Annotated in this window: 15 protein-coding genes and 1 rRNA gene; 4 read left to right on the top strand and 12 right to left on the bottom strand. The window is 70.0% G+C overall.

What is annotated here, in order from left to right; genetic code table 11:
- A 16S ribosomal RNA gene (locus tag ACIPC1_RS17025) occupies window positions 1-356 on the bottom strand; the annotation flags it as partial.
- A gap of 828 nt (window positions 357-1,184) precedes the next feature.
- On the opposite strand from ACIPC1_RS17025, the gene trpS reads away from it, so the two are divergent.
- Entirely contained in the window at window positions 1,185-2,183 is a 999-nt protein-coding gene (gene trpS, locus ACIPC1_RS17020; RefSeq protein WP_402517602.1) for a tryptophan--tRNA ligase, read from the top strand.
- 62 nt (window positions 2,184-2,245) lie between these two features.
- Here trpS and proC read toward each other — a convergent pair whose 3' ends face one another.
- From proC to ACIPC1_RS16990, 6 genes are all read right to left on the bottom strand, one after another.
- A complete protein-coding gene (proC, locus tag ACIPC1_RS17015) occupies window positions 2,246-3,055 on the bottom strand; it encodes a pyrroline-5-carboxylate reductase (RefSeq protein ID WP_402517600.1) in 810 nt (269 codons plus the stop codon).
- 99 nt (window positions 3,056-3,154) lie between these two features.
- Entirely contained in the window at window positions 3,155-3,964 is an 810-nt protein-coding gene (locus ACIPC1_RS17010; RefSeq protein ID WP_402517599.1) for an ABC transporter permease, read from the bottom strand.
- A complete protein-coding gene (locus ACIPC1_RS17005) occupies window positions 3,961-4,851 on the bottom strand; it encodes an ABC transporter ATP-binding protein (RefSeq protein ID WP_402517597.1) in 891 nt (296 codons plus the stop codon). The genes ACIPC1_RS17010 and ACIPC1_RS17005 overlap by 4 nt, the downstream gene beginning before the upstream one ends.
- Window positions 4,852-5,644: 793 nt before the next feature.
- Complete coding sequence (locus ACIPC1_RS17000) at window positions 5,645-6,505, bottom strand: class I SAM-dependent methyltransferase (RefSeq protein WP_402517596.1); 861 nt, start codon at window positions 6,503-6,505, stop codon at window positions 5,645-5,647.
- A 257-nt stretch (window positions 6,506-6,762) separates the two neighbouring features.
- On the bottom strand, window positions 6,763-7,251 hold the full coding sequence (locus ACIPC1_RS16995; protein WP_402517594.1) for an EamA/RhaT family transporter: 489 nt from the start codon (window positions 7,249-7,251) through the stop codon (window positions 6,763-6,765).
- 50 nt (window positions 7,252-7,301) lie between these two features.
- Window positions 7,302-7,625 (bottom strand): SH3 domain-containing protein, encoded by a 324-nt coding sequence (locus tag ACIPC1_RS16990; RefSeq protein ID WP_402517592.1) that lies wholly within the window; start codon window positions 7,623-7,625, stop codon window positions 7,302-7,304.
- 182 nt (window positions 7,626-7,807) lie between these two features.
- On the opposite strand from ACIPC1_RS16990, the gene ACIPC1_RS16985 reads away from it, so the two are divergent.
- Entirely contained in the window at window positions 7,808-9,913 is a 2,106-nt protein-coding gene (locus ACIPC1_RS16985) for a serine/threonine-protein kinase (RefSeq protein ID WP_402517590.1), read from the top strand.
- Window positions 9,914-10,097: 184 nt separating this feature from the next.
- On the opposite strand, the gene ilvD is transcribed toward ACIPC1_RS16985, so the two are convergent.
- The 4 genes from ilvD to ACIPC1_RS16965 form a co-directional block, all read right to left on the bottom strand.
- The gene (gene ilvD / locus ACIPC1_RS16980) at window positions 10,098-11,951 is read right to left on the bottom strand and encodes a dihydroxy-acid dehydratase (protein ID WP_402517587.1); all 1,854 of its coding nucleotides are present in this window, start codon (window positions 11,949-11,951) and stop codon (window positions 10,098-10,100) included.
- A gap of 268 nt (window positions 11,952-12,219) precedes the next feature.
- A complete protein-coding gene (locus tag ACIPC1_RS16975) occupies window positions 12,220-12,852 on the bottom strand; it encodes a TetR family transcriptional regulator (RefSeq protein WP_402517585.1) in 633 nt (210 codons plus the stop codon).
- On the bottom strand, window positions 12,849-13,673 hold the full coding sequence (locus tag ACIPC1_RS16970) for a sugar phosphate isomerase/epimerase family protein (protein WP_402517583.1): 825 nt from the start codon (window positions 13,671-13,673) through the stop codon (window positions 12,849-12,851). The genes ACIPC1_RS16975 and ACIPC1_RS16970 overlap by 4 nt, the downstream gene beginning before the upstream one ends.
- Before the next feature lie 328 nt (window positions 13,674-14,001).
- Window positions 14,002-14,934, bottom strand: a complete 933-nt coding sequence (locus ACIPC1_RS16965) for a Ppx/GppA family phosphatase (protein WP_384392272.1) — start codon at window positions 14,932-14,934, stop codon at window positions 14,002-14,004.
- Window positions 14,935-15,059: 125 nt separating this feature from the next.
- On the opposite strand from ACIPC1_RS16965, the gene ACIPC1_RS16960 reads away from it, so the two are divergent.
- The gene (locus ACIPC1_RS16960; RefSeq protein WP_402517582.1) at window positions 15,060-15,899 is read left to right on the top strand and encodes a hypothetical protein; all 840 of its coding nucleotides are present in this window, start codon (window positions 15,060-15,062) and stop codon (window positions 15,897-15,899) included.
- Between the two features lie 103 nt (window positions 15,900-16,002).
- On the opposite strand, the gene ACIPC1_RS16955 is transcribed toward ACIPC1_RS16960, so the two are convergent.
- The gene (locus ACIPC1_RS16955) at window positions 16,003-17,883 is read right to left on the bottom strand and encodes a hypothetical protein (protein ID WP_402517580.1); all 1,881 of its coding nucleotides are present in this window, start codon (window positions 17,881-17,883) and stop codon (window positions 16,003-16,005) included.
- Window positions 17,884-18,203: 320 nt separating this feature from the next.
- Here ACIPC1_RS16955 and radA point away from each other — a divergent pair, with 320 nt between their 5' ends.
- On the top strand, window positions 18,204-19,613 hold the full coding sequence (gene radA, locus ACIPC1_RS16950; protein WP_402517579.1) for a DNA repair protein RadA: 1,410 nt from the start codon (window positions 18,204-18,206) through the stop codon (window positions 19,611-19,613).
- Window positions 19,614-19,670 lie beyond the last annotated feature (57 nt).

The raw sequence follows: 19,670 nt of genomic DNA, 5'->3' as shown, positions 1-19,670 counted from the left end.
TTCCCCACTGCTGCCTCCCGTAGGAGTCTGGGCCGTGTCTCAGTCCCAGTGTGGCCGGTCGCCCTCTCAGGCCGGCTACCCGTCGTCGCCTTGGTGAGCCACTACCTCACCAACAAGCTGATAGGCCGCGGGCTCATCCTTCACCGCCGGAGCTTTCAACCCCCACCCATGCAGGCAGAAGTATTATCCGGTATTAGACCCCGTTTCCAGGGCTTGTCCCAGAGTGAAGGGCAGATTGCCCACGTGTTACTCACCCGTTCGCCACTAATCCACCCCGAAAGGCTTCATCGTTCGACTTGCATGTGTTAAGCACGCCGCCAGCGTTCGTCCTGAGCCAGGATCAAACTCTCCGTGAATGTTTTCCCGTAATCGGGACGACACCACGAGAGCGGAACCGAAGGGAGGAATAATCCCCACGGTCCACAGCGTCCTCGCTGATGTTTTCTTCAAAGGAACCTCGTCCCGGCCATAACGACCGGAGACGGGGTATCAACAAACTTGGCGTTGATTTTTGGCACGCTGTTGAGTTCTCAAGGAACGGACACTTCCTTCGTACTCACCCGAGAGACTCTCTCAGGCTTTCCTCCGGGCGTTTCCCTTCGGTCTTGCGTTTCCGACTCTATCAGACCGTTTCCGGATCCGATTTCCTCGGTGCTTTCCAGGTTTTCGCTTTCGCGTTTCCCTTTCCGGCGGTTCCGACTCTATCAGATCCTTTCGGGCCTGATTCCCAGTCAGGGGGCTTGTCTTCGCGGCTCCAGGGCCGTTCCGACGAGTGAGACATTAGCGGAATCCTGGCTCCCGAGCTAATCGGGGGCGACGTCCTTTCGAACGCGGATTCCTCATTTCGCAAACGCACAGGAAAACGACCCGACGACGGTCCGTCGTTCGTTGAGTGCTTGTTGCGGAATGGCCGTCCGGGGACCGACCGGAGTCGGCGCTCACGTCGGACAGCTCGGAGAACACTACGTACGGGGTGGAGGTGTGTCAACTCAGGTCCTGGAGGTGCCCCGGCGGCGTACTGTGGAGCCATGACTACGCATACGTGCACCCAGCAGTGGTGGGCCGCCTGACGGCGGCCGTACTCACGTATGTACTCAACGGCCGCCGCTTCGGCGGCCGTTTTTGTGTCTCCCTCCTGGAGAGCCGGCCGGCGGGTGCGGCAGCCTCGACCAGGAGGTGGAGAGATGACGCGGATCTTCAGTGGGGTCAAGCCGACCGGGCATCTGACGCTGGGGAACTATCTGGGCGCCGTACGGCGGTGGGCCGACGTCGATCAGCACCGGGCCGATGCTCTGTTCTGCATCGTCGATCTGCACGCGCTGACCGTGGACCACGATCCGGGGCGCGTACGCAGGCTCAGTCGGCAGGCGGCGACGTTGTTGCTGGCGTCGGGGCTCGATCCGGAGCTGTGCACCGTGTTCGTACAGAGTCATGTGGACGAGCACGCGCGGCTGTCGTATCTGCTGGAGTGCGTCGCGACCGACGGGGAGATGCGGCGGATGATCCAGTACAAGGAGAAGGCCGCGCGGGAGCGGGAGCGCGGTGGGAGTGTGCGGCTGTCGCTGTTGACGTATCCCGTGCTGATGGCGGCGGACATCCTGGCGTACGGGACCGATGAGGTGCCGGTGGGTGACGACCAGACGCAGCATGTGGAGCTGACCCGGGATCTGGCTGTGCGGTTCAACCAGCGGTACGGGCACACGTTCGTGGTGCCTCGGGCCACGCGTCCGGAGGTTGCGGCGCGGGTCATGAATCTGCAGGAGCCGACGTCGAAGATGGGGAAGAGCGATGACGTCGGGCCAGGGGTGGTCTATCTGCTCGACGAGCCGGAGGCCGTGCGGAAGAAGATCATGCGGGCCGTGACCGACAGTGGGCAGGGCGTGGCGTACGACCGGGAGGCTCGGCCGGGGGTCTCGAATCTGCTGGAGATTCTCGCGGCCTGTGAGGGTGGGAACCCCGAGGCCTTGGGCGGTGTATATGAGTCGTACGGAGCTTTGAAGAAGGACACCGCCGAGGCCGTGGTCGAGCTCCTCAGGCCCGTACAGGAGAGGCACAAGGAGTTGTGCGCGGATCCTGCGTACGTGGAGGGGGTGTTGCGGGACGGGGCGGTGAAGGCGCGGGAGATGGCGAAGCCGAGGGTGGACGCGGCGTATCGGGCGATCGGTTTGCTGGCGGCGGGCTGAAGGACGGTGGGCGGCAGGGCTGGAGGACGGTGGGGCCGGGGGCGGGCCCGGCCCCGGTCCTTCTAGCTGTTGCCTGAGGCCAGTTCGCGGCTGCGGTCGCGGGCTGCCTCCAGTGCGGCGATCAGGGCTGCGCGCACACCGTGGTTCTCCAGTTCGCGGATGGCGTTGATCGTGGTGCCCGCGGGGGACGTGACGTTCTCGCGCAGCTTCACGGGGTGTTCCCCGCTGTCGCGGAGCATCACGGCGGCGCCGATCGCCGACTGGACGATGAGGTCGTGGGCCTTGTCGCGGGGCAGGCCGAGCAGGATGCCCGCGTCCGTCATGGCCTCCACGAGGTAGAAGAAGTACGCCGGTCCCGAGCCGGAGAGGGCGGTGCAGGCGTCCTGTTGGGACTCGGGGACGCGGAGCGTCTTGCCTACGGCGCCGAAGATCTCCTCGGCGTGGGCGAGGTGTGCGGCGGTGGCGTGGCTGCCGGCGGAGATGACGGACATGGCCTCGTCGACGAGGGCGGGGGTGTTCGTCATGACGCGGACGACCGGAGTGCCCGCGGCCAGGCGCTCCTCGATGAAGGAGGTGGGGATGCCTGCCGCACCGCTGATGACCAGGCGGTCGGCGGGGATGTGCGGGGCGAGTTCGTCGAGGAGGGTGCCCATGTCCTGCGGTTTGACCGTGAGGATGAGGGTGTCCGCGGACTTGGCGGCCTCGGCGTTGGTGACCGCCGTGACTCCGTGGCGTTCCTGGAGTTCCTTGGCGCGCTCGGGGCGGCGGGCGGTGACCAGCAGGTCGGCGAGGGGCCAGCCGGCCCGGATCACTCCGCTGAGCAGGGCTTCGCCGATCTTGCCGGTGCCGAGGACTGCGACTTTCTGGGTCATGGTGCGGGTGCCCTCCGGGGGGGTGCGTCGTCCGGTGTCCATCCTCGCACCGGGGGTGCGGGATGGGGCGCGCTGTCCGTTGGGCGGACGGCCCGCCGGTTACGCGGTCCGCCGTCGCAGGGTTGCCGCGCCCAGGGTCAGGACCAGGAGGGCGCAGCCCGCGACGATCAGGGCGTCGCGGACGAAGGTGGCTGTCATGTCGGTGTGGTTGAGGACTTCGCTCATGCCCTCCACGGCGTAGGACATGGGGAGGACGTTGGAGATGGCTTCGAGGACGGGGTGCATGTTGGAGCGGGGGGTGAAGAGGCCGCAGAGGAGGAGTTGGGGGAAGAGCACTGCCGGCATGAACTGGACCGCCTGGAATTCCGAGGCCGCGAAGGCCGAGACGAAGAGGCCGAGGGCTGTGCCCAGGAGGGCGTCAAGGAGGGCGACCAGGAGGAGCAGCCAGGGGGATCCCGTGACGTCGAGGCCCAGGAACCAGACCGCGAGGCCGGTGGCCAGGGCCGACTGGATGATGGCGAGGCCTCCGAAGGCCAGGGCGTAGCCGGCGATGAGGTCGCCTTTGCCGAGGGGCATGGCGAGGAGGCGTTCCAGGGTGCCGGACGTGCGTTCGCGCAGGGTGGCAATGGAGGTGACCAGGAACATCGTGATCAGCGGGAAGATCCCGAGGAGGGAGGCGCCGATGGAGTCGAAGGTGCGCGGGCTGCCGTCGAAGACGTAGCGGAGCAGTACGAGCATCAGGCACGGGATGAGGATCAGCAGCGCGATGGTCCGCGGGTCGTGGCGGAGCTGGCCCAGTACCCGGGCGGCGGTGGCGGTGGTGCGGGAGAAGTTGATCGCGCGGGGGCGTTGGCCGGCGTGGGTGCCGGTGGGCCGGGGTGCGGTGGTGGGCGTGGTCGTCGTGCTCATCGGACGGTCTCCTTGCGGGGGCGGTCGCCGGAGGGGGACGCGTTGTCGGACCGGGAGGCGCTGTCGGACCTCTCGCCGGTCGTGGGCCGGTCGGCCGTGGCGTTGGCCTCGTCGACCAGGTGGAGGAAGGCCGCTTCGACGGTGTCGGAGCCGGTGCGTTCGCGCAGGGCGTCGGGGCTGTCGTCGGCGAGGATCTCGCCCTCGCGCATCAGGAGGAGGCGGTGGCAGCGCTCGGCCTCGTCCATGACGTGGGAGGAGACGAGCAGGGTGGCCTCGCGTTCGGCGGCGATGGCGTGGAAGAGGTTCCAGAGGTCGCGGCGCAGGACGGGGTCGAGGCCGACGGTCGGTTCGTCGAGGACCAGGAGTTCGGGGGTGCCGAGGAGGGCGACGGCGAGGGAGACGCGGTTGCGCTGGCCGCCGGAGAGGTTGCCGGCGAGCGAGTCGGCGTGCGAGGTGAGGTCGACGTCCGCGATGGCCTGGGTGACGTTGGCGTGACGGCGTTCGGCGCCTGCGTGTCCGGGGTCGAGGATCGCGGCGAAGTAGTCGAGGTTCTGACGGATGGTCAGGTCGTCGTAGACGGAGGGGGCTTGGGTGACGTAGCCGATGCGGGAGCGGAGTGCGGCGTCACCCGCGGGGCGGCCGAGGACTTCGAGTGTGCCGGTCACCTTGGCCTGGGTGCCCACGGTCGCGCGCATCAGGGTCGACTTGCCGCAGCCGGAGGGGCCGAGCAGCCCGGTGATCTGGCCGCGCGGTACGGCGAAGTCGAGTCCGCGCAGGACGGTACGGGTGCCGCGTACGACGGTGAGGGCTTCGGCGCGGACGGCGTGCTGCCTCGTGGGGGTGGGCGGCTCTGCGGTGTCGGGTGGACCCGAAGCAATATTCCTCATATGAAGAATATTGCTCCTGTGGGGTGGGGTCGTCAAGCCCGGCATCAGGTCGACTTCAACCCCCGTCGAATCCGCGGCGCAGGCGCGCGGCGGCGTGACCGGAAGGGGGCGGTCGGGGGTGGCGTGACCGGAAGGGGGCGGTCCGGGGTGGCGTGCCGCCGCGTTTACGTGGCGGTTGCGCGAGAGGGTGCGCACCCAACTCCCGTTCCTGACAGTGGATTTCAGCGCGCGGTCATATGCCGGGCACGCCGATCCGTCGCGTCCTCCCCCGGCTCGGCGACCACGCATCTCCCGCTCGTCACCGGAGGTGCCGCTGTCACGCGCACAGCCGATCCGCTCACGTCCCTGGTCGTTTTTCTCGTCGCGTTGCCCCTCTGCGCGGGGGCGCCCTCGGTCCTGTCGGCGGGGCTGCTGGCGCACGCGGGGTGCAGGCTCGTGCCTGTAAGGGAGTTGGGGCCGCTCTGGCGAGAGCATCGCGCGGAACTGGTGGTGCTTGTCGTGACGGCGTCGGCGATCACTGCCGGAAATCTGTTCGATGGGGTCACCGTGGGGCTTGCCCTTGCCGTCGCCAAGACCGCCTGGGACGTCAGTCAGGTGGATGTGGAGGCCGTGGACCGGGGGACGCGGGGATGGTCGTACGGGTCGTCGGGCATGCGACGTTTCTACGGCTGCCGAAGGTGCTCGACGCGTTGTAGGGGCTGCCGCACGATCGGGACGTACGGCTGGAGTTGGGTGGGTTGCGCATCTGGATCACGCGTGTGCGGCGGCCCTTGAGGGGGGCCGCAGAGCGGGATCACGAACGCGTGGCGACGATCAGTTCGACGTCGTAGACCTCTTCGACCACGCCGTCCGGGAAGATGCCGAGCAGGTGGGCGCGCTCTTCGGTGAGGAAGGCGTTCGCGCCCTCCTCACCGAGGACCAGGAAGGCCGAGTGGCTTCCGAGGTTGGCGAGGTGGGTGTCGAGGGGGACTCGGCGGCTCCAGCGGACCTGGTCGCGGTCGATGTGGAGGGGGGCGGTGAGGGTGGGGGTAGGGGCAGGGGGTGTCGGGGTGGTGGAAGTCCTGATGGTGGGCGGGGTGGGGGTGGTCGGGACGCGGGTGGTGGACAGGGTGGCTGCGGCTTTGGCTCCGCTGCCGTTCTTCGTTACGACCGCGTCGAGGCCGAGGAAGCGCTCGACCCGGTTGGCTGCCGCCTCGATCCAGGGGATGTCCAGGGCTTCGGTGTTCCACCAGAGGGCGAGTGCGCCGCCGTCCGGGCGCAGGACGCGGAACGCCTCCGGGGTGGCCCGGGCCGGGTCGGTCCAGTGCCAGGACTGGGCGTAGGTGACGAAGTCGGCGGAGGCGGAGGCCAGGGGGAGATCGTTGCCGTTGCCTCGGATGACGGGGGTGTCGGGGAGCGTGCGGCGGAACTCGGCCGCCATGCCCTCGCCGGGTTCGATGGCCAGCACATGCGCGCCCCTTGCCTTGAGGCGGGCGGTCGCGATGCCGGTGCCGGCGCCCACATCCACGACCGTTGCCCCGGTGAGGGGGCGGCGCGCGAGGTTTTCGATCGCGTCGAAGAGGGTGGGGGGATAGGAGGGGCGGTTCGCGGCGTACTGGGCTGCGGCTGCGTTGAAGGAGTGGGCCCGGGTGGTGTGGTGGGAGTGCGCGGTCATGTGGTCATGGTGGCAGGGGTAGGGATTTCGCCCCCTCCGCCCCTACCCGTCCCTTGTTCCTGGGGGCTGCCGCCCCCAGACCCCCGCTGTCGGCCTGAACGGCCTCGTCCTCAAACGCCGGACGGGCTGAAGGATCTCCCCGGCGGTGGGGTGGGGGATCGGGACGGCGCCGCCTCGTCGTTCGCACGCCGGAGGGGCTGAAAGGTCTCACTCCCCCGCCCCGGAGCCGAAGGCTGCCGGTGGGCCGGTTCGGCCGGTTAAGAGTTGCGGCGCCTCTTCGAAGGGTTTCCCGTGCGACGTTTGTTGCGGCGCTCGTGTTGTTCGCGAGCTGTCTCGTACTCCTCGCGGTGGAGCTTCTCGCCCGGGGCCTCGGTGAGGGCGCGGAAGAGGTAGGCGAGGAGGGAGCCGATGAAGCCGATCGCGAGGAGGCCACGGAGGGAGGCCTGGCGGTCGGGGTCGGGGCGTTTGGTGAACGCGGCCGCGGTGTGACGGAACGCGAGGGCGCTGCACGTCGCGAACATCACGACGACCAGGATGTTCACCTGCGTGCCCACGTCCGCGATCTCGAGGCCCTGGTAGGCGAAGCGGAGGACGAAGCAGGCGGCCACCGCGGCGGCCAGCGAGCCGACGGCCACGCCGGCTCGGCGGGCCTGGTAGCCGTCGGTGTGGTCCACCCAGGTCGTGCCGAAAAATCGAAGGGGTTCGGGCTGGGGCCCCGCGGGGGTGCCGGTGCTGTCGTCGCTCACGCGTCGATTATCGCTCCGGGGCGTCCGCGGGGCCGTGCGCGGGTGGTGGGTCAGGCGCAGCGGGGGGCTACGTAGCCGTCGCTGCCTGTTTGGACGTAGGCGTCCGAGACGTACTCGCTGACGGCGATGCCGTCCCAGAGGTTCGTGGTGCCGTACGGGCCGGTGACCGACTGACCCGGCTTCTGGCAGAAGATCGGGACGTGGGCACCCTCGGACAGCACGCGGACGATGCGGTAGGTGGTACTCGGGCCGCTGCGGACGTTGAGCCTGACACCCGGTGCGACCGGGTAGTACCGCAGAGCCGCCGTCTCGGCCTTGGTCGCGACCGCTTCCTCGCCGTCGCCCTCGATTTCCTCAACACGGTCAACAGACATGAAAAACCTCCCCCGTTGGACCCCATGGCTGCCATGGGACCCCGTTGATTCCCCTCAAACAGGCCATGCACACACATACGTTTCTCGCACTTGGAGGCTAGCAAGCCGCCTCCGTCTCGTACGAACCATCGACTAGGCTCCGTGCGTCGCGCGCGCGAACGAACAGCACGGGGGTGGGTCCCATGGCGCCACAGCGCAACAACGGAGCGGGCGCGGAAGCGGAACTTCCCGAGTACGCCGGTCACTACCGGCTGGAGTCACGCCTGGGCTCCGGCGGCATGGGCGTGGTGCATCTCGCCCGGAGTACTTCGGGGATGCGCGTGGCCGTGAAGGTCGTGCACGCCCGGTACGCCAAGGACCCCGAGTTCAGAGGCCGTTTCCGGCAGGAAGTGGCGGCGGCCCGACGGGTGAGCGGCGCCTTCACCGCGTCCGTCGTCGATGCCGATCCCGAGGCCGAACGCCCCTGGATGGCCACGCTGTTCATCCCCGGCCCCACCCTCGCCGAGCAGGTGAGACGGCACGGGCCCATGCCCTCCGGGGAGTTGCGCCGGCTGATGGCCGGGCTCGCCGAGGCGTTGCGCGACATACATCGCGTGGGCGTCGTGCACCGGGACCTGAAGCCGAGCAACGTGCTGCTCGCCGAGGACGGCCCGAAGGTCATCGACTTCGGCATTTCCCGGCCAAAGGACAGCGAACTACGTACCGAGACAGGCAAGTTGATCGGCACGCCGCCGTTCATGGCACCCGAGCAGTTCCGACGGCCGCGCGAGGTGGGACCGGCCGCCGACATCTTCGCGCTCGGTTCCGTGATGGTGCACGCCGCCACCGGGCGCGGGCCGTTCGACTCCGACAGCCCGTACGTCGTCGCCTATCAAGTCGTGCACGACGAGCCGGACTTGACGGACGTACCGGAGAATCTCGCGCCGCTGGTGCTGCGTTGTCTCGCCAAGGAGCCCGATGACCGGCCCACTCCTGACGAGTTGATGCGGGAACTGCGGTCGGTGGCGGCCTCGTACGACACCCAGGCGTTCATTCCGGCCCAGCGGCCCAGTCATCATCCGAAGCCGGAGGAGGACGTTGTCTGGGCGACCGGTCCGCGACCCGACAGGGCCATGGGTCGCCTCCGCAAAGGGGTGATCCTGGCGGCCGGGGCGCTCCTCCTCACCGCGGGCGGGACGTTCGCCTCGGGTCAGCTGCTCGACGGCAGCGGCGGCTCACCCGAGGACAGCGGCATACGGTCCGTACCGGCGGTGTTCGACGGCTGGCACACCAAGCCCGGCTCCGGAAGCCGGGGGATGCCGCAATGCTCGTACGGCGGAGGGAAGTTGCTCTGCGCCCTGGCGGGACTGTTCTCCGCCATCGACCCGGCCGACGGGACGGTGTTGTGGCGGCACACCCTTGCCGATCGAGACGCCCCGGACGGCTCGCCGGTCGCGGAGGGCGGGCTGGTACAGGCCGTCACGAGCGATGGTCAGCGGCTGGTGGCCCTCGACCCCGACTCGGGTGCGACGCAGTGGACGATGGACATCTCCGCGTACGGGCGCGTGCAGTACGCGGGCGGCATGGTGCTGCTCACGCGTTCCGACGGAACGGTCGTCGCGATGGACGCCTCGTCGGGCAAGCAGGTCTGGAGTCGCAGGATCGCCGACCAGAGCGAACCGACCTTTGCCGCGTTCGGCGCCGACGGACTCGCGTACGCCACGAGTACGACCGTGGACGGGACCCACACGCTCGTGAGCGGGGTGGATCCACAGACCGGTGACGTGCGGTGGGACGCCCGCCTGGCGGGGGGCCTGGAGCCGGTCGGCGCGCAAGACGGCAAGGTGTTCTTCATGTCGGTGAACGGCTACGGAGAGACGGACGCGCTGGTCCGGTACGACCCGAAGAGCCTCGCGGTACAGCGTGTGCCCCTCGAAACGTCACTCCCCACCGCCCAGGCCACCGCGCACGGAGACACCGTGTATCTGCTGGCCACCGGCGGCGGACTGGTGGCCGTCGACATGGAGACGCGCGCACTGCGCTGGCGGCTTGAGACATCCGTCAGCCAGGGCTCGGCACCCGTCGCCGACGACAAGTACGTGTACCTCACCGCCGCCGACGGGCGGCTGCTCGCGGTGGATGCCCGCACGGGGAAACTCGCGGGACAGACGCGTGCGCGACTCGGCCCGGACTCCGAGTTCGTCATGCTCGGGCTGCCGGCTCCCGTGATCGCCGATGACCACGTCTACGCCGGCGCCCCCGACGGAACCGTCTTCGCCGTGGACGCACGCGACCCGTCCCACTGGTGACGTGCGAAGAGGGCGCCCCCGCATCCCACCGGTGACACGCGCAGAGGCCGCCTCCGCATCCCACCGGTGACACGCGAAGAGACCGGTCTTCGTCTCCTCGGTGACACGCGAAGAGACCGCCTCCGCACTCCACCGATGACACGCGAAGAGGCCGCTCCCGAAGGAACGGCCCCCGCGCGCAAGCTCAGCCCAGCAGGGAGACGTCCCGTACGGCGCCCTTGTCCGCGCTGGTCGCCATCGCCGCGTAGGCGCGGAGGGCGGCGGACACCTTGCGGTCGCGGTTCGCGGGAGCGTAGACGCCGTTCAGGGCGTCGCGGCGCGCGGTCAGCTCGTCGTCGGAGACGAGGAGCTCGATCGTGCGGTTCGGGATGTCGATGCGGATCCGGTCGCCGTCCTTGACCAGGGCGATCGTGCCGCCCGAAGCCGCCTCCGGGGAGGCGTGGCCGATGGAGAGGCCGGAGGTGCCGCCGGAGAAGCGGCCGTCGGTGACCAGGGCGCAGGTCTTGCCGAGGCCTCGGCCCTTGAGGAAGGAGGTCGGGTAGAGCATCTCCTGCATGCCGGGGCCGCCCTTGGGGCCCTCGTAGCGGATGACGACGACGTCGCCATGGGTGATCTCCTTGCGGAGGATCTTGTCGACGGCCTCGTCCTGGGACTCGCAGACGACCGCGGGGCCCTCGAAGGTCCAGATGGACTCGTCGACGCCGGCGGTCTTCACGACGCAGCCGTCGAGGGCAAGGTTGCCCTTGAGGACGGCCAGGCCGCCGTCCTTGGAGTACGCGTGCGCGGCGGAGCGGATGCAGCCGCCCTCCGCGTCCTCGTCGAGGGCCTCCCAGCGCTCGGACTGGGAGAAGGCCTCGGCGGAGCGGACGCAGCCGGGGGCCGCGTGCCACAGCTCGATGGCCTCGGGGGACGGGGAGCCGGCGCGCACGTCCCAGGTCTTCAGCCAGTCGGAGAGGGACGGGCTGTGGACCGAGTGCACGTCCTCGTTCAGGTGGCCGCCGCGGTGCAGCTCGCCCAGCAGGGCCGGGATGCCGCCCGCGCGGTGCACGTCCTCCATGTAGTACGTGCGGTCCTTGGCGACGTTCGGTGCGACCTTGGCGAGGCAGGGCACGCGGCGCGAGACCTCGTTGATCTCGTCCAGGCCGAAGGGGACGCCCGCTTCCTGGGCGGCGGCCAGCAGGTGCAGGATCGTGTTGGTGGAGCCGCCCATCGCGATGTCGAGGGCCATGGCGTTCTCGAAGGCCGCGATGGTGGCGATGTTGCGGGGCAGGACCGACTCGTCGTCCTGGTCGTAGTACCGGCGCGTGATGTCGACGACCGTGCGGGCCGCGTCCTCGTACAGGCCCTTGCGGGCCGTGTGGGTGGCGAGGACCGAGCCGTTGCCGGGGAGGGACAGGCCGATGGCCTCGGTCAGGCAGTTCATGGAGTTGGCCGTGAACATGCCGGAGCAGGAGCCGCAGGTCGGACAGGCGTTCTCCTCGATACGGAGGATGTCCTCGTCCGAGATCTTGTCGTTCACGGCGTCGGAGATCGCGTCGACCAGGTCCAGCGTACGGACCGTGCCGTCGACCAGCGTCGCGCGGCCGGACTCCATGGGGCCGCCGGAGACGAAGACCGTCGGGATGTTCAGGCGCAGGGCCGCCATCAGCATGCCGGGGGTGATCTTGTCGCAGTTCGAGATGCAGATCAGGGCGTCGGCACAGTGCGCCTCCACCATGTACTCGACGCTGTCCGCGATCAGGTCCCGGGAGGGCAGCGAGTACAGCATTCCGCCGTGGCCCATCGCGATGCCGTCGTCGACCGCGATGGTGTTGAACTCGCGTGCGATGCCTCCGGCGGCGGTGATGGCCTCGCTCACGATCCGGCCGACCGGCTGGAGGTGGGTGTGACCCGGCACGAACTCCGTGAAGGAGTTGGCGACCGCGATGATCGGCTTGCGGCCGATGTCCGCGCCCGGTACACCGGAGGCGCGCATAAGGGCGCGTGCGCCCGCCATATTGCGGCCGTGGGTGACTGTGCGGGACCTCAGCTCGGGCATCGTCGCTCGCTCCTTCGGAGGGATACCGGCTCGTACGGGCCGGCAGTCGTGACTGCTGGTCGTGACTGATTCGAGCGTACGCCGGTGCTCCAAGGGCTGGACAGGGTGTCCGGTATGCGGGACAGGTGTCTCGATCGACGGTCACACGCGCGGAGCGCACAAATCGCCGCGTAAGCGTTTACGTAAACGCTTACGTGCGCCCTGACACCCGTCTACCCGTACATCACCCCGTACGCCCGTACGCCCCCAGTACACCCGTACACCCCCGTCAGGGCACCGTCAGATGCCCCTGCACCACCGGCGCCACCCGCTCGATGATCCGCTCCAGATCCGTCGACGCCAGCGGATCAAGCTTGATCACGTACCGCAGGATCGCGATCCCCACCAGCTGGGCCGCCGCGAGCTCGGCACGCAGTTCGGCATCCGGAAGGTCGAGCTGCTGGGCGATGCGGCGCATCAGCTGGGCGGCGAGGAGGCGGCGGAAGACGGCGGCCGCGACCTCGTTGTTGAAGGCGGAGCGGACGATGGCGAGCAGCGGTGTACGGGTTGTCGGGTTCTCCCAGATCCCGAACACGAAGCGGGTCAGCCGCTCGCCCACACCGTCGAGCGGTCCCTCCCCCAGCGCGGTCGGGGCGGCCAGGACGGGTGCGAAGACGCCCGTGATGGCCGCCTCGAAGACCTGCTCCTTGGCGCCGAAGTAGTGGCGCACGAGCGCCGGGTCGACGCCCGCGGCCTTGGCGATACCGCGTACCGACGTCTTGTCGTACCCCCGCTCGGAGAACTCCTCGCGGGCCGCTTCGAGAATGCTGTCGCGGGTCGCGGGGGCCGCCTCCGTCTGCGTACGGGAGGGGCGTCCCCTGCGGCGGGGGGCGGTCGTGTCGTGCGGGGCGGCGTCCTTCACCGGCGCGGCACCTGCACCGCGGAGGCGAGGTGCAGCCTGGTGAAGGCCAGCGCCTCGGCCAGGTCCGCCTCGCGCTCGGCGCTGGACATGGCACGGCGGGTGTTGACCTCGATGACGACATGGCCGTCGAAGCCGGTGAACGCGAGGCGTTCGAGCAGTTCGGCGCAGGGCTGGGTGCCGCGGCCCGGCACGAGGTGCTCGTCCTTGTTGGATCCGTTGCCGTCGGCGAGGTGGACGTGGCCGAGGCGGTCGCCCATGCGGTCGATCATGTGCAGGGCGTCGGTGCGGGCCGTCGCCGTGTGACTGAGGTCGATCGTGAAGTGACGGTAGTCCTCCTTCGTCACGTCCCAGTCGGGTGCGTAGGCGAGCATCTCGCGGTCGCGGTAACGCCAGGGGTACATGTTCTCGACGGCGAACCGTACGTCCGTCTCGTTCGCCATCTGCCAGATCCCGGTGACGAAGTCACGGACGTACTGGCGCTGCCAGCGGAAGGGCGGGTGTACGACGACGGTGCTCGCGCCGAGTTTCTCCGCCGCCGCCTGTGCGCGCTGGAGTTTGATCCACGGGTCGGTGGACCACACGCGCTGCGTGATCAGCAGGCAGGGGGCGTGCACGGCGAGGATCGGGACCTGGTGGTAGTCGCTGAGTCTGCGCAGCGCCTCGACGTCCTGGCTGACCGGGTCCGTCCACACCATGACCTCGACGCCGTCGTACCCGAGGCGCGCGGCGATCTCGAAGGCCGTCGCCGTCGACTCCGGATACACGGACGCCGTGGACAGCGCGACCTTCGCATCCGGGATGCGCACAACTGGTTCTGCCACGAGGGACAGCGTACGGGTTGCCTCCGGCGGTTTGGCGGGGGTGGTGGGCTTTGGCTGGGGGTTACTGGTGGCCCCCAGCCCTTGCGCCTGTTCGCCGCGTGTGTGGCTCTCTGTGCGCGGACGTCATGTCGTGTGTGGCTGGGCTGGGCTGGCCTGGCGCCTGATCGCCGTTGCGGATCTGCCGGTGCGCGACTGACGCGTCGTGTGTGGCTGGACCCGGCGCCTGATCGCCGATGCGGGATCTGCCGGTGCGCGACTGACACGTCGTGTGCGGCTGGGCGCGCAGTTCCCCGCGCCCCTACCGGGGCGCGGCCCCGTCCAGGTCGGTCTACTCCGACGCCATCTGGTCGAGGCGTCGCAGGATTACGCCCTCCCGGAGGGCCCAGGGGCAGATTTCCAGGGTTTCGACGCCGAAGAGGTCCATGGCCGCCTCGGCGACCAGCGCGCCGGCGAGGAGTTGGCTCGCGCGGCCCTCGGAGACGCCGGGGAGTTCGGCGCGTTCCTCGGCGGTCATTGCGGCGAGGCGCGGTACCCAGTCCTGGAGGGACCGGCGCTTGAGCTCGCGCTGGACGTAGAGGCCGTCGGCGGAGCGTGCGGCGCCGGCGATACGGGCGAGCTGCCGGAAGGTCTTGGAGGTGGCGACCACGTGGTCGGGGGCCCCGATGCGGCTGAACTCCCCGACCGTACGGGCGATCTCGGCGCGCACATGACGGCGCAGCGCCCTGACGTCGGCGGGGTCGGCGGGGTCGTTCGGCAGCCAGCCCGCGGTCAGCCGGCCCGCGCCCAGCGGCAGTGACACCGCGGCGTCCGGCTCCTCGTCTATGCCGTAGCCGATCTCCAGGGAGCCGCCGCCGATGTCGAGGACGAGGAGCTTGCCCGCCGACCAGCCGAACCAGCGGCGGGCCGCGAGGAAGGTGAGCCGGGCCTCCTCCGCACCGGTCAGGACCTGGAGTTCGACGCCGGTCTCGGCCTGGACCCGGGTGAGTACGTCGTCGGCGTTGCTGGCCTCGCGCACCGCGGAGGTCGCGAACGGCAGCAGGGCCTCGACGCCCTTGTCCTCGGCGGACTCCAGCGCGACCTTGACCGTCTCGATCAGTTTGTCGACGCCTTCGGGGTCGATCGCCCCGCTCGCGTCGAGCAGTTGGGCGAGCCGCAAATCGGCCTTGTGCGAATGCGCGGGCAGCGGCCGGGCGCCGGGGTGTGCGTCCACCACCAGCAGATGCACCGTGTTCGAACCCACATCGAGGACACCGAGTCTCATATACGGAACGCTACTGCGAGTCCGGCCCTTCAAGTGGCGCGGGGCGGACAGCCTCGGTGAAAGGCGGCGGTCGGGCGCCGGGCGGGGCGTCCCCGGAGCGGGCTTGGGCGACTTACCCTGGACGGGTGCCAAAGACGAAAAAGGCGAAGCCCGACAAATCGGCCAAGGGTTCTTCGCAGGCGAAGGCCACCAAGTCCACGAAGTCTCCGGACAGGAGTGACGAGAAGGGCCTCGACTTCGCTCGCGCATGGGTGGAGTTTCCGGATCCCGCCGACCGCGAGCAGGTCTTCCGGTGCGATCTGACATGGCTGACCTCTCGCTGGAACTGCATCTTCGGAAGCGGCTGCCAGGGCATCCAGGCCGGCCGCGCCGACGACGGCTGCTGCACGCTCGGGGCGCACTTCTCGGACGAGGACGACGAGAAGCGGGTGGCCGGACATGTGGCGAGGCTCACCCCGGACCTCTGGCAGCACCATGGCGTGGGGACGAAGACCGGCTGGGTCTCGGAGGACGAGGACGGCGAGCGGCAGACCCGCCCGTACAAGGGGTCCTGCATCTTCCAGAACCGCCCCGGCTTCGCGGGTGGCGCGGGCTGCTCGCTGCACATCCTCGCCGTGAAGGAGGGCCGCGAACCGCTGGAGACCAAGCCGGACGTCTGCTGGCAGCTGCCCGTGCGACGGACGTACGAGTGGATCGACCGGCCCGACGACACCCGCGTGCTCCAGGTGTCCATCGGTGAGTACGACCGGCGCGGCTGGGGTCCGGGCGGCCATGACCTGCACTGGTGGTGCACGTCGGCGACCTCGGCGCACGGCGCGGGCGACCCGGTGTACGTCTCGTACCGCCCGGAGCTCGTCGAGCTGATGGGCAAGGAGGGGTACGACCGGCTGGTCGAGCTCTGTGAGGAGAGGCTGGCCTCGCAGTTGCCCCTGCTGGCTCCCCATCCGGCCGACCCGGTCCACTGAGGTATCCGAATATCCGCATCCGGCCGACCCGATCCGCTGAGGCAACCGACTATCCCCATCCGGCCGACCCGATCCACTGAGGTACTACTGGCGTACCTGACGGTTACGAGGACGGGCTCGGGTCGCCGCTGTTGTCGGGCGGCGGGGTCGAGCCCTCCGGATCGGACGGCGTCGGGTCCGTGGGGGTCGGCGTGGGCGTGGTCGGGGTGTCGGACGGAGCCGGGTCGCTGGGCGTGGGATCCGGGTTGGAAGGACTCGGGTCGCTCGGGGTGGGGTCGGGGTCGGACGGGGTCGGGTCGCTGGGGCGCGGGCCGGGGTGGGTCGGGCGCGCGTTCCCATACCCCCCGATCGTGACCAGGGCGCCCGTCGGCGCGATCGACACCTGTGCGGTCCAGGGGCCCACCGGCTCGCGCAGATGATCGACGTACACCTTGATCGTCAACGATTCACCCGGGTCGAGGGTTCCCGCGGACTGGCTCAGATAGAGCCAGTGGGCGCCGGTGTACGCGGACCAGTGAACCGGTGAACTTCCGGACGCCGTCAGTGTGATGAGGGTCGTGTCGCCACTGCTGCCGGCTTCCACGGCGAGCTGTCCCGCTCCCGGCGCCGGGCTGCTCCCGGGGGCGCCGATGACCTCCACGGAGACGTCGGGCGACTGGTTGCCCTTGGTGAAGGGGCTGTCGGGTTTGGTACTGGCGTTGCCGGCGTTCTCGTAGCCGCCCGCCCCGTCGCCGATGCCGTCGAGCTCGTTGGCGCCCTGCTCCTCGGTCGCGGTGATCGAGCGGCCGTCCGCGCCCTCGCCGGTGAGGGGCGCGCCCCGGTAGGCCGCCCAGAGGGCGAGTACGGGGGCGGCGACGACGGTGGCGACGACAGTGGTCGTCACGGCACGCGCGCGTAGGCGGTCCCTTCGCGCGGCACGGTCCTTGGGGTCCATCGGGAAACCGCGCCGGTCGAAGCGCGGAGCGCCGCCCCGCGCGCGTGGGACATGCGCCATCGCGACGTGCAGGGCCGCGCGCGGGGCCTCCAGGACGGGCAGCGCGGCGGGCGTGACGCTGGTGCCGGGCCAGGAGCCGGCGACCGCACGCTCGGCGGTACGGCGGCAGCGGGGGCAGTCGTCGACATGCCGGACCAGCTCCCGGCGCAGGGCGGTGCCGAGCACGAGCTGGTGGTCGCCGGTGAGGCGGGCGACGCTCGGGCAGGTGCCGGTCTCCACGACGGCGAGCGCGGCGCGGGTGCGTTCGACCTCGCAGGCGGCGGAGCCGAGCAGCTCACGCGCGGAAGCGAGATCCATGCCGAGGACAGCGGCGACCTCGTGGGCGGCGAGTTGGTGGCGTACGGCGAGTTCGAGCGCCTCGCGCTGCTCCGGGGTGGTACCGGCGGCCTCCGGCCAGGCCAGCAGGGCGAGTTCGCGGCGACGCTGCGCCTGGGTCTCTTCGGGCACGGCGCCGGTCATCGAATCGGACGCGGAGGCGGGGGCGGAACCGGGGGCGCTCAGGGCTTCTGCCGCGCGCCGGTCCGCGGCGTCCTTGTCCGCCGGCGTGTACGCCGTCTCCTGCGCCGTCCTGCGCGCGGACTTGAGGTCGCTCTTCGAGGCGCTCTTGTGGCTTGCGCGCCCCCGGCCGGAAGCGTGCGCCGCCTGACGCCCGCGCCCCGTCTCGGCGAGTTTGCGCAGGCAGGCCCAGCGCGCCAGGGCGTACAGCCAGGCCCTGCGGTCGCCCGGGGCTTCCGGAGCGCGCGTGCCCCGGCGTTCGGCCAGCGCGAGAACGTCGCCCAGGGCGGCGGTGGCCGCGTCGTGGTCGCACAGGACGGACAGGCAGTAGGTGAACAGGCCGTCCAGGTAGGGCTCGTAGCGCGCGGGTGGGCGCTGAGCCATGGTGGTGCGGGTCGACGCGCCACGGGGCGCGGCCGCCCGCTTGCGTGCGTCTCCGTGCGCCCGGTGTGCGCCGGTGGTGTGCGTGGAGGTCTCCGGACTGCTGCTCATCACCCGTGCGACCGTAGGTGCCAATCGGCGGCCCCTTCCTCCCCCTTGAGCACATTTAATCCGTACGGGTGAAACGATCCCTCATTAGGGGGCAGGAGCCTCCGATTCCGTGGCCTACACCGTCACGGCGGGCGATGGCAATGCCATACGGGGGGGCGCGTGCCCGGCAGGTGCCAGGTACGTGCCAGGCACACGCCGGGCGAGACCGGGATGGGGACCAGTAGCGCGCCAGGCGAGAACGGAGTGGGGCCCAGGCACGCTTCCGGATACCCCTGTGCACAGCGCCGACCGCGCTGTCAGTCGGCTCGGCTACGGTTCGGTGCATGGCTGCCCGTACAAAATCCGCGAAGGACCGGCCGTCCTACCGCTGCACCGAGTGCGGCTGGCAGACGGCCAAGTGGCTCGGCCGTTGCTCCGAGTGCCAGGCTTGGGGGACGGTCGAGGAGTACGGCGCGCCTCCTGTCCGTACGACGACTCCTGGCCGGGTCACCACGTCCGCCGTGCCCATCGGACAGGTCGACGGCCGCCAGGCCACGGCGCGCAGCACCGGTGTCCCCGAGCTGGACCGCGTCCTGGGCGGCGGGCTGGTCCCCGGCGCGGTCGTCCTCATCGCGGGTGAGCCGGGCGTCGGCAAGTCCACGCTGCTGCTGGACGTGGCGGCGAAGGCGGCAAGCGACGAACACCGCACGCTGTATGTGACGGGCGAGGAGTCGGCCAGTCAGGTGCGGCTCCGCGCCGACCGCATCAAGGCGATCGACGACCACCTGTACCTCGCCGCCGAGACCGATCTGGCCGCCGTTCTCGGCCACTTGGACGCGGTGAAGCCGTCCCTGCTCATCCTGGACTCCGTACAGACCATCGCCTCCCCGGAGATCGACGGCGCACCGGGCGGCATGGCCCAGGTCAGGGAGGTCGCCGGTGCGCTCATCCGGGTCTCCAAGGAGCGCGGTATGTCCACCCTCCTGGTCGGCCATGTCACCAAGGACGGCGCGATCGCGGGCCCCCGCCTCCTCGAACACCTGGTGGACGTCGTCCTGAGCTTCGAGGGCGACCGGCACGCCCGCCTCAGGCTCGTCCGAGGGGTCAAGAACCGTTACGGGACGACGGACGAGGTCGGCTGCTTCGAGCTGCACGACGAGGGCATCACGGGCCTCGCCGACCCCAGCGGCCTCTTCCTGACCCGTCGCGCGGAGGCGGTCCCCGGCACCTGTCTGACGGTCACTCTGGAGGGCCGCCGCCCCTTGGTCGCCGAAGTGCAGGCGCTCACGGTCGACTCACAGATCCCCTCCCCCCGTCGCACCACCTCCGGTCTGGAGACCTCACGCGTCTCGATGATGCTCGCCGTCCTGGAGCAGCGCGGCCGGATCACCGCCCTGGGGAAGCGGGACATCTACTCGGCGACGGTCGGCGGCGTGAAGCTCTCCGAGCCCGCCGCGGACCTCGCGATCGCGCTCGCCCTGGCCTCCGCGGCGAGCGACACCCCGCTCCCCAAGAACCTCGTGGCGATCGGCGAAGTGGGGCTCGCGGGCGAGGTCAGACGGGTCACGGGCGTGCAGCGCCGGCTCGCGGAAGCCCATCGGCTGGGCTTCACGCACGCTCTCGTACCGAGCGACCCCGGCAAGATCCCTCCCGGTATGAAGGTCGTGGAAGTCGCCGACATGGGGGCCGCGCTGAGCGTCCTCCCGCGCTCCCGTCGTCGAGAGGCCCCACGGGAGGAGGAAGCTCGCCGGTAGACTTTGCCCTGGTCTTGCCCGTCGTGACGAACTGAGGGCGACCGGAAACCCGCGACC

Source organism: Streptomyces sp. NPDC087263 (assembly GCF_044744645.1).
In the GTDB taxonomy this organism is placed as follows: Bacteria; Actinomycetota; Actinomycetes; order Streptomycetales; family Streptomycetaceae; genus Streptomyces.
Note: the sequence above shows the minus strand (reverse complement) of the source record. Positions and strands in the feature narration are given on the sequence as shown.

What these genes read in the sequence shown, in the direction of transcription:
- trpS (WP_402517602.1), top strand. Translation starts at nt 1,185, where the DNA reads ATGACGCGGATCTTCAGTGGGGTCAAGCCGACCGGGCATCTGACGCTG.
- proC (WP_402517600.1), bottom strand. Translation starts at nt 3,055, where the DNA reads ATGACCCAGAAAGTCGCAGTCCTCGGCACCGGCAAGATCGGCGAAGCC.
- ACIPC1_RS17010 (WP_402517599.1), bottom strand. Translation starts at nt 3,964, where the DNA reads ATGAGCACGACGACCACGCCCACCACCGCACCCCGGCCCACCGGCACC.
- ACIPC1_RS17005 (WP_402517597.1), bottom strand. Translation starts at nt 4,851, where the DNA reads ATGAGGAATATTGCTTCGGGTCCACCCGACACCGCAGAGCCGCCCACC.
- ACIPC1_RS17000 (WP_402517596.1), bottom strand. Translation starts at nt 6,505, where the DNA reads ATGACCGCGCACTCCCACCACACCACCCGGGCCCACTCCTTCAACGCA.
- ACIPC1_RS16990 (WP_402517592.1), bottom strand. Translation starts at nt 7,625, where the DNA reads ATGTCTGTTGACCGTGTTGAGGAAATCGAGGGCGACGGCGAGGAAGCG.
- ACIPC1_RS16985 (WP_402517590.1), top strand. Translation starts at nt 7,808, where the DNA reads ATGGCGCCACAGCGCAACAACGGAGCGGGCGCGGAAGCGGAACTTCCC.
- ilvD (WP_402517587.1), bottom strand. Translation starts at nt 11,951, where the DNA reads ATGCCCGAGCTGAGGTCCCGCACAGTCACCCACGGCCGCAATATGGCG.
- ACIPC1_RS16965 (WP_384392272.1), bottom strand. Translation starts at nt 14,934, where the DNA reads ATGAGACTCGGTGTCCTCGATGTGGGTTCGAACACGGTGCATCTGCTG.
- radA (WP_402517579.1), top strand. Translation starts at nt 18,204, where the DNA reads ATGGCTGCCCGTACAAAATCCGCGAAGGACCGGCCGTCCTACCGCTGC.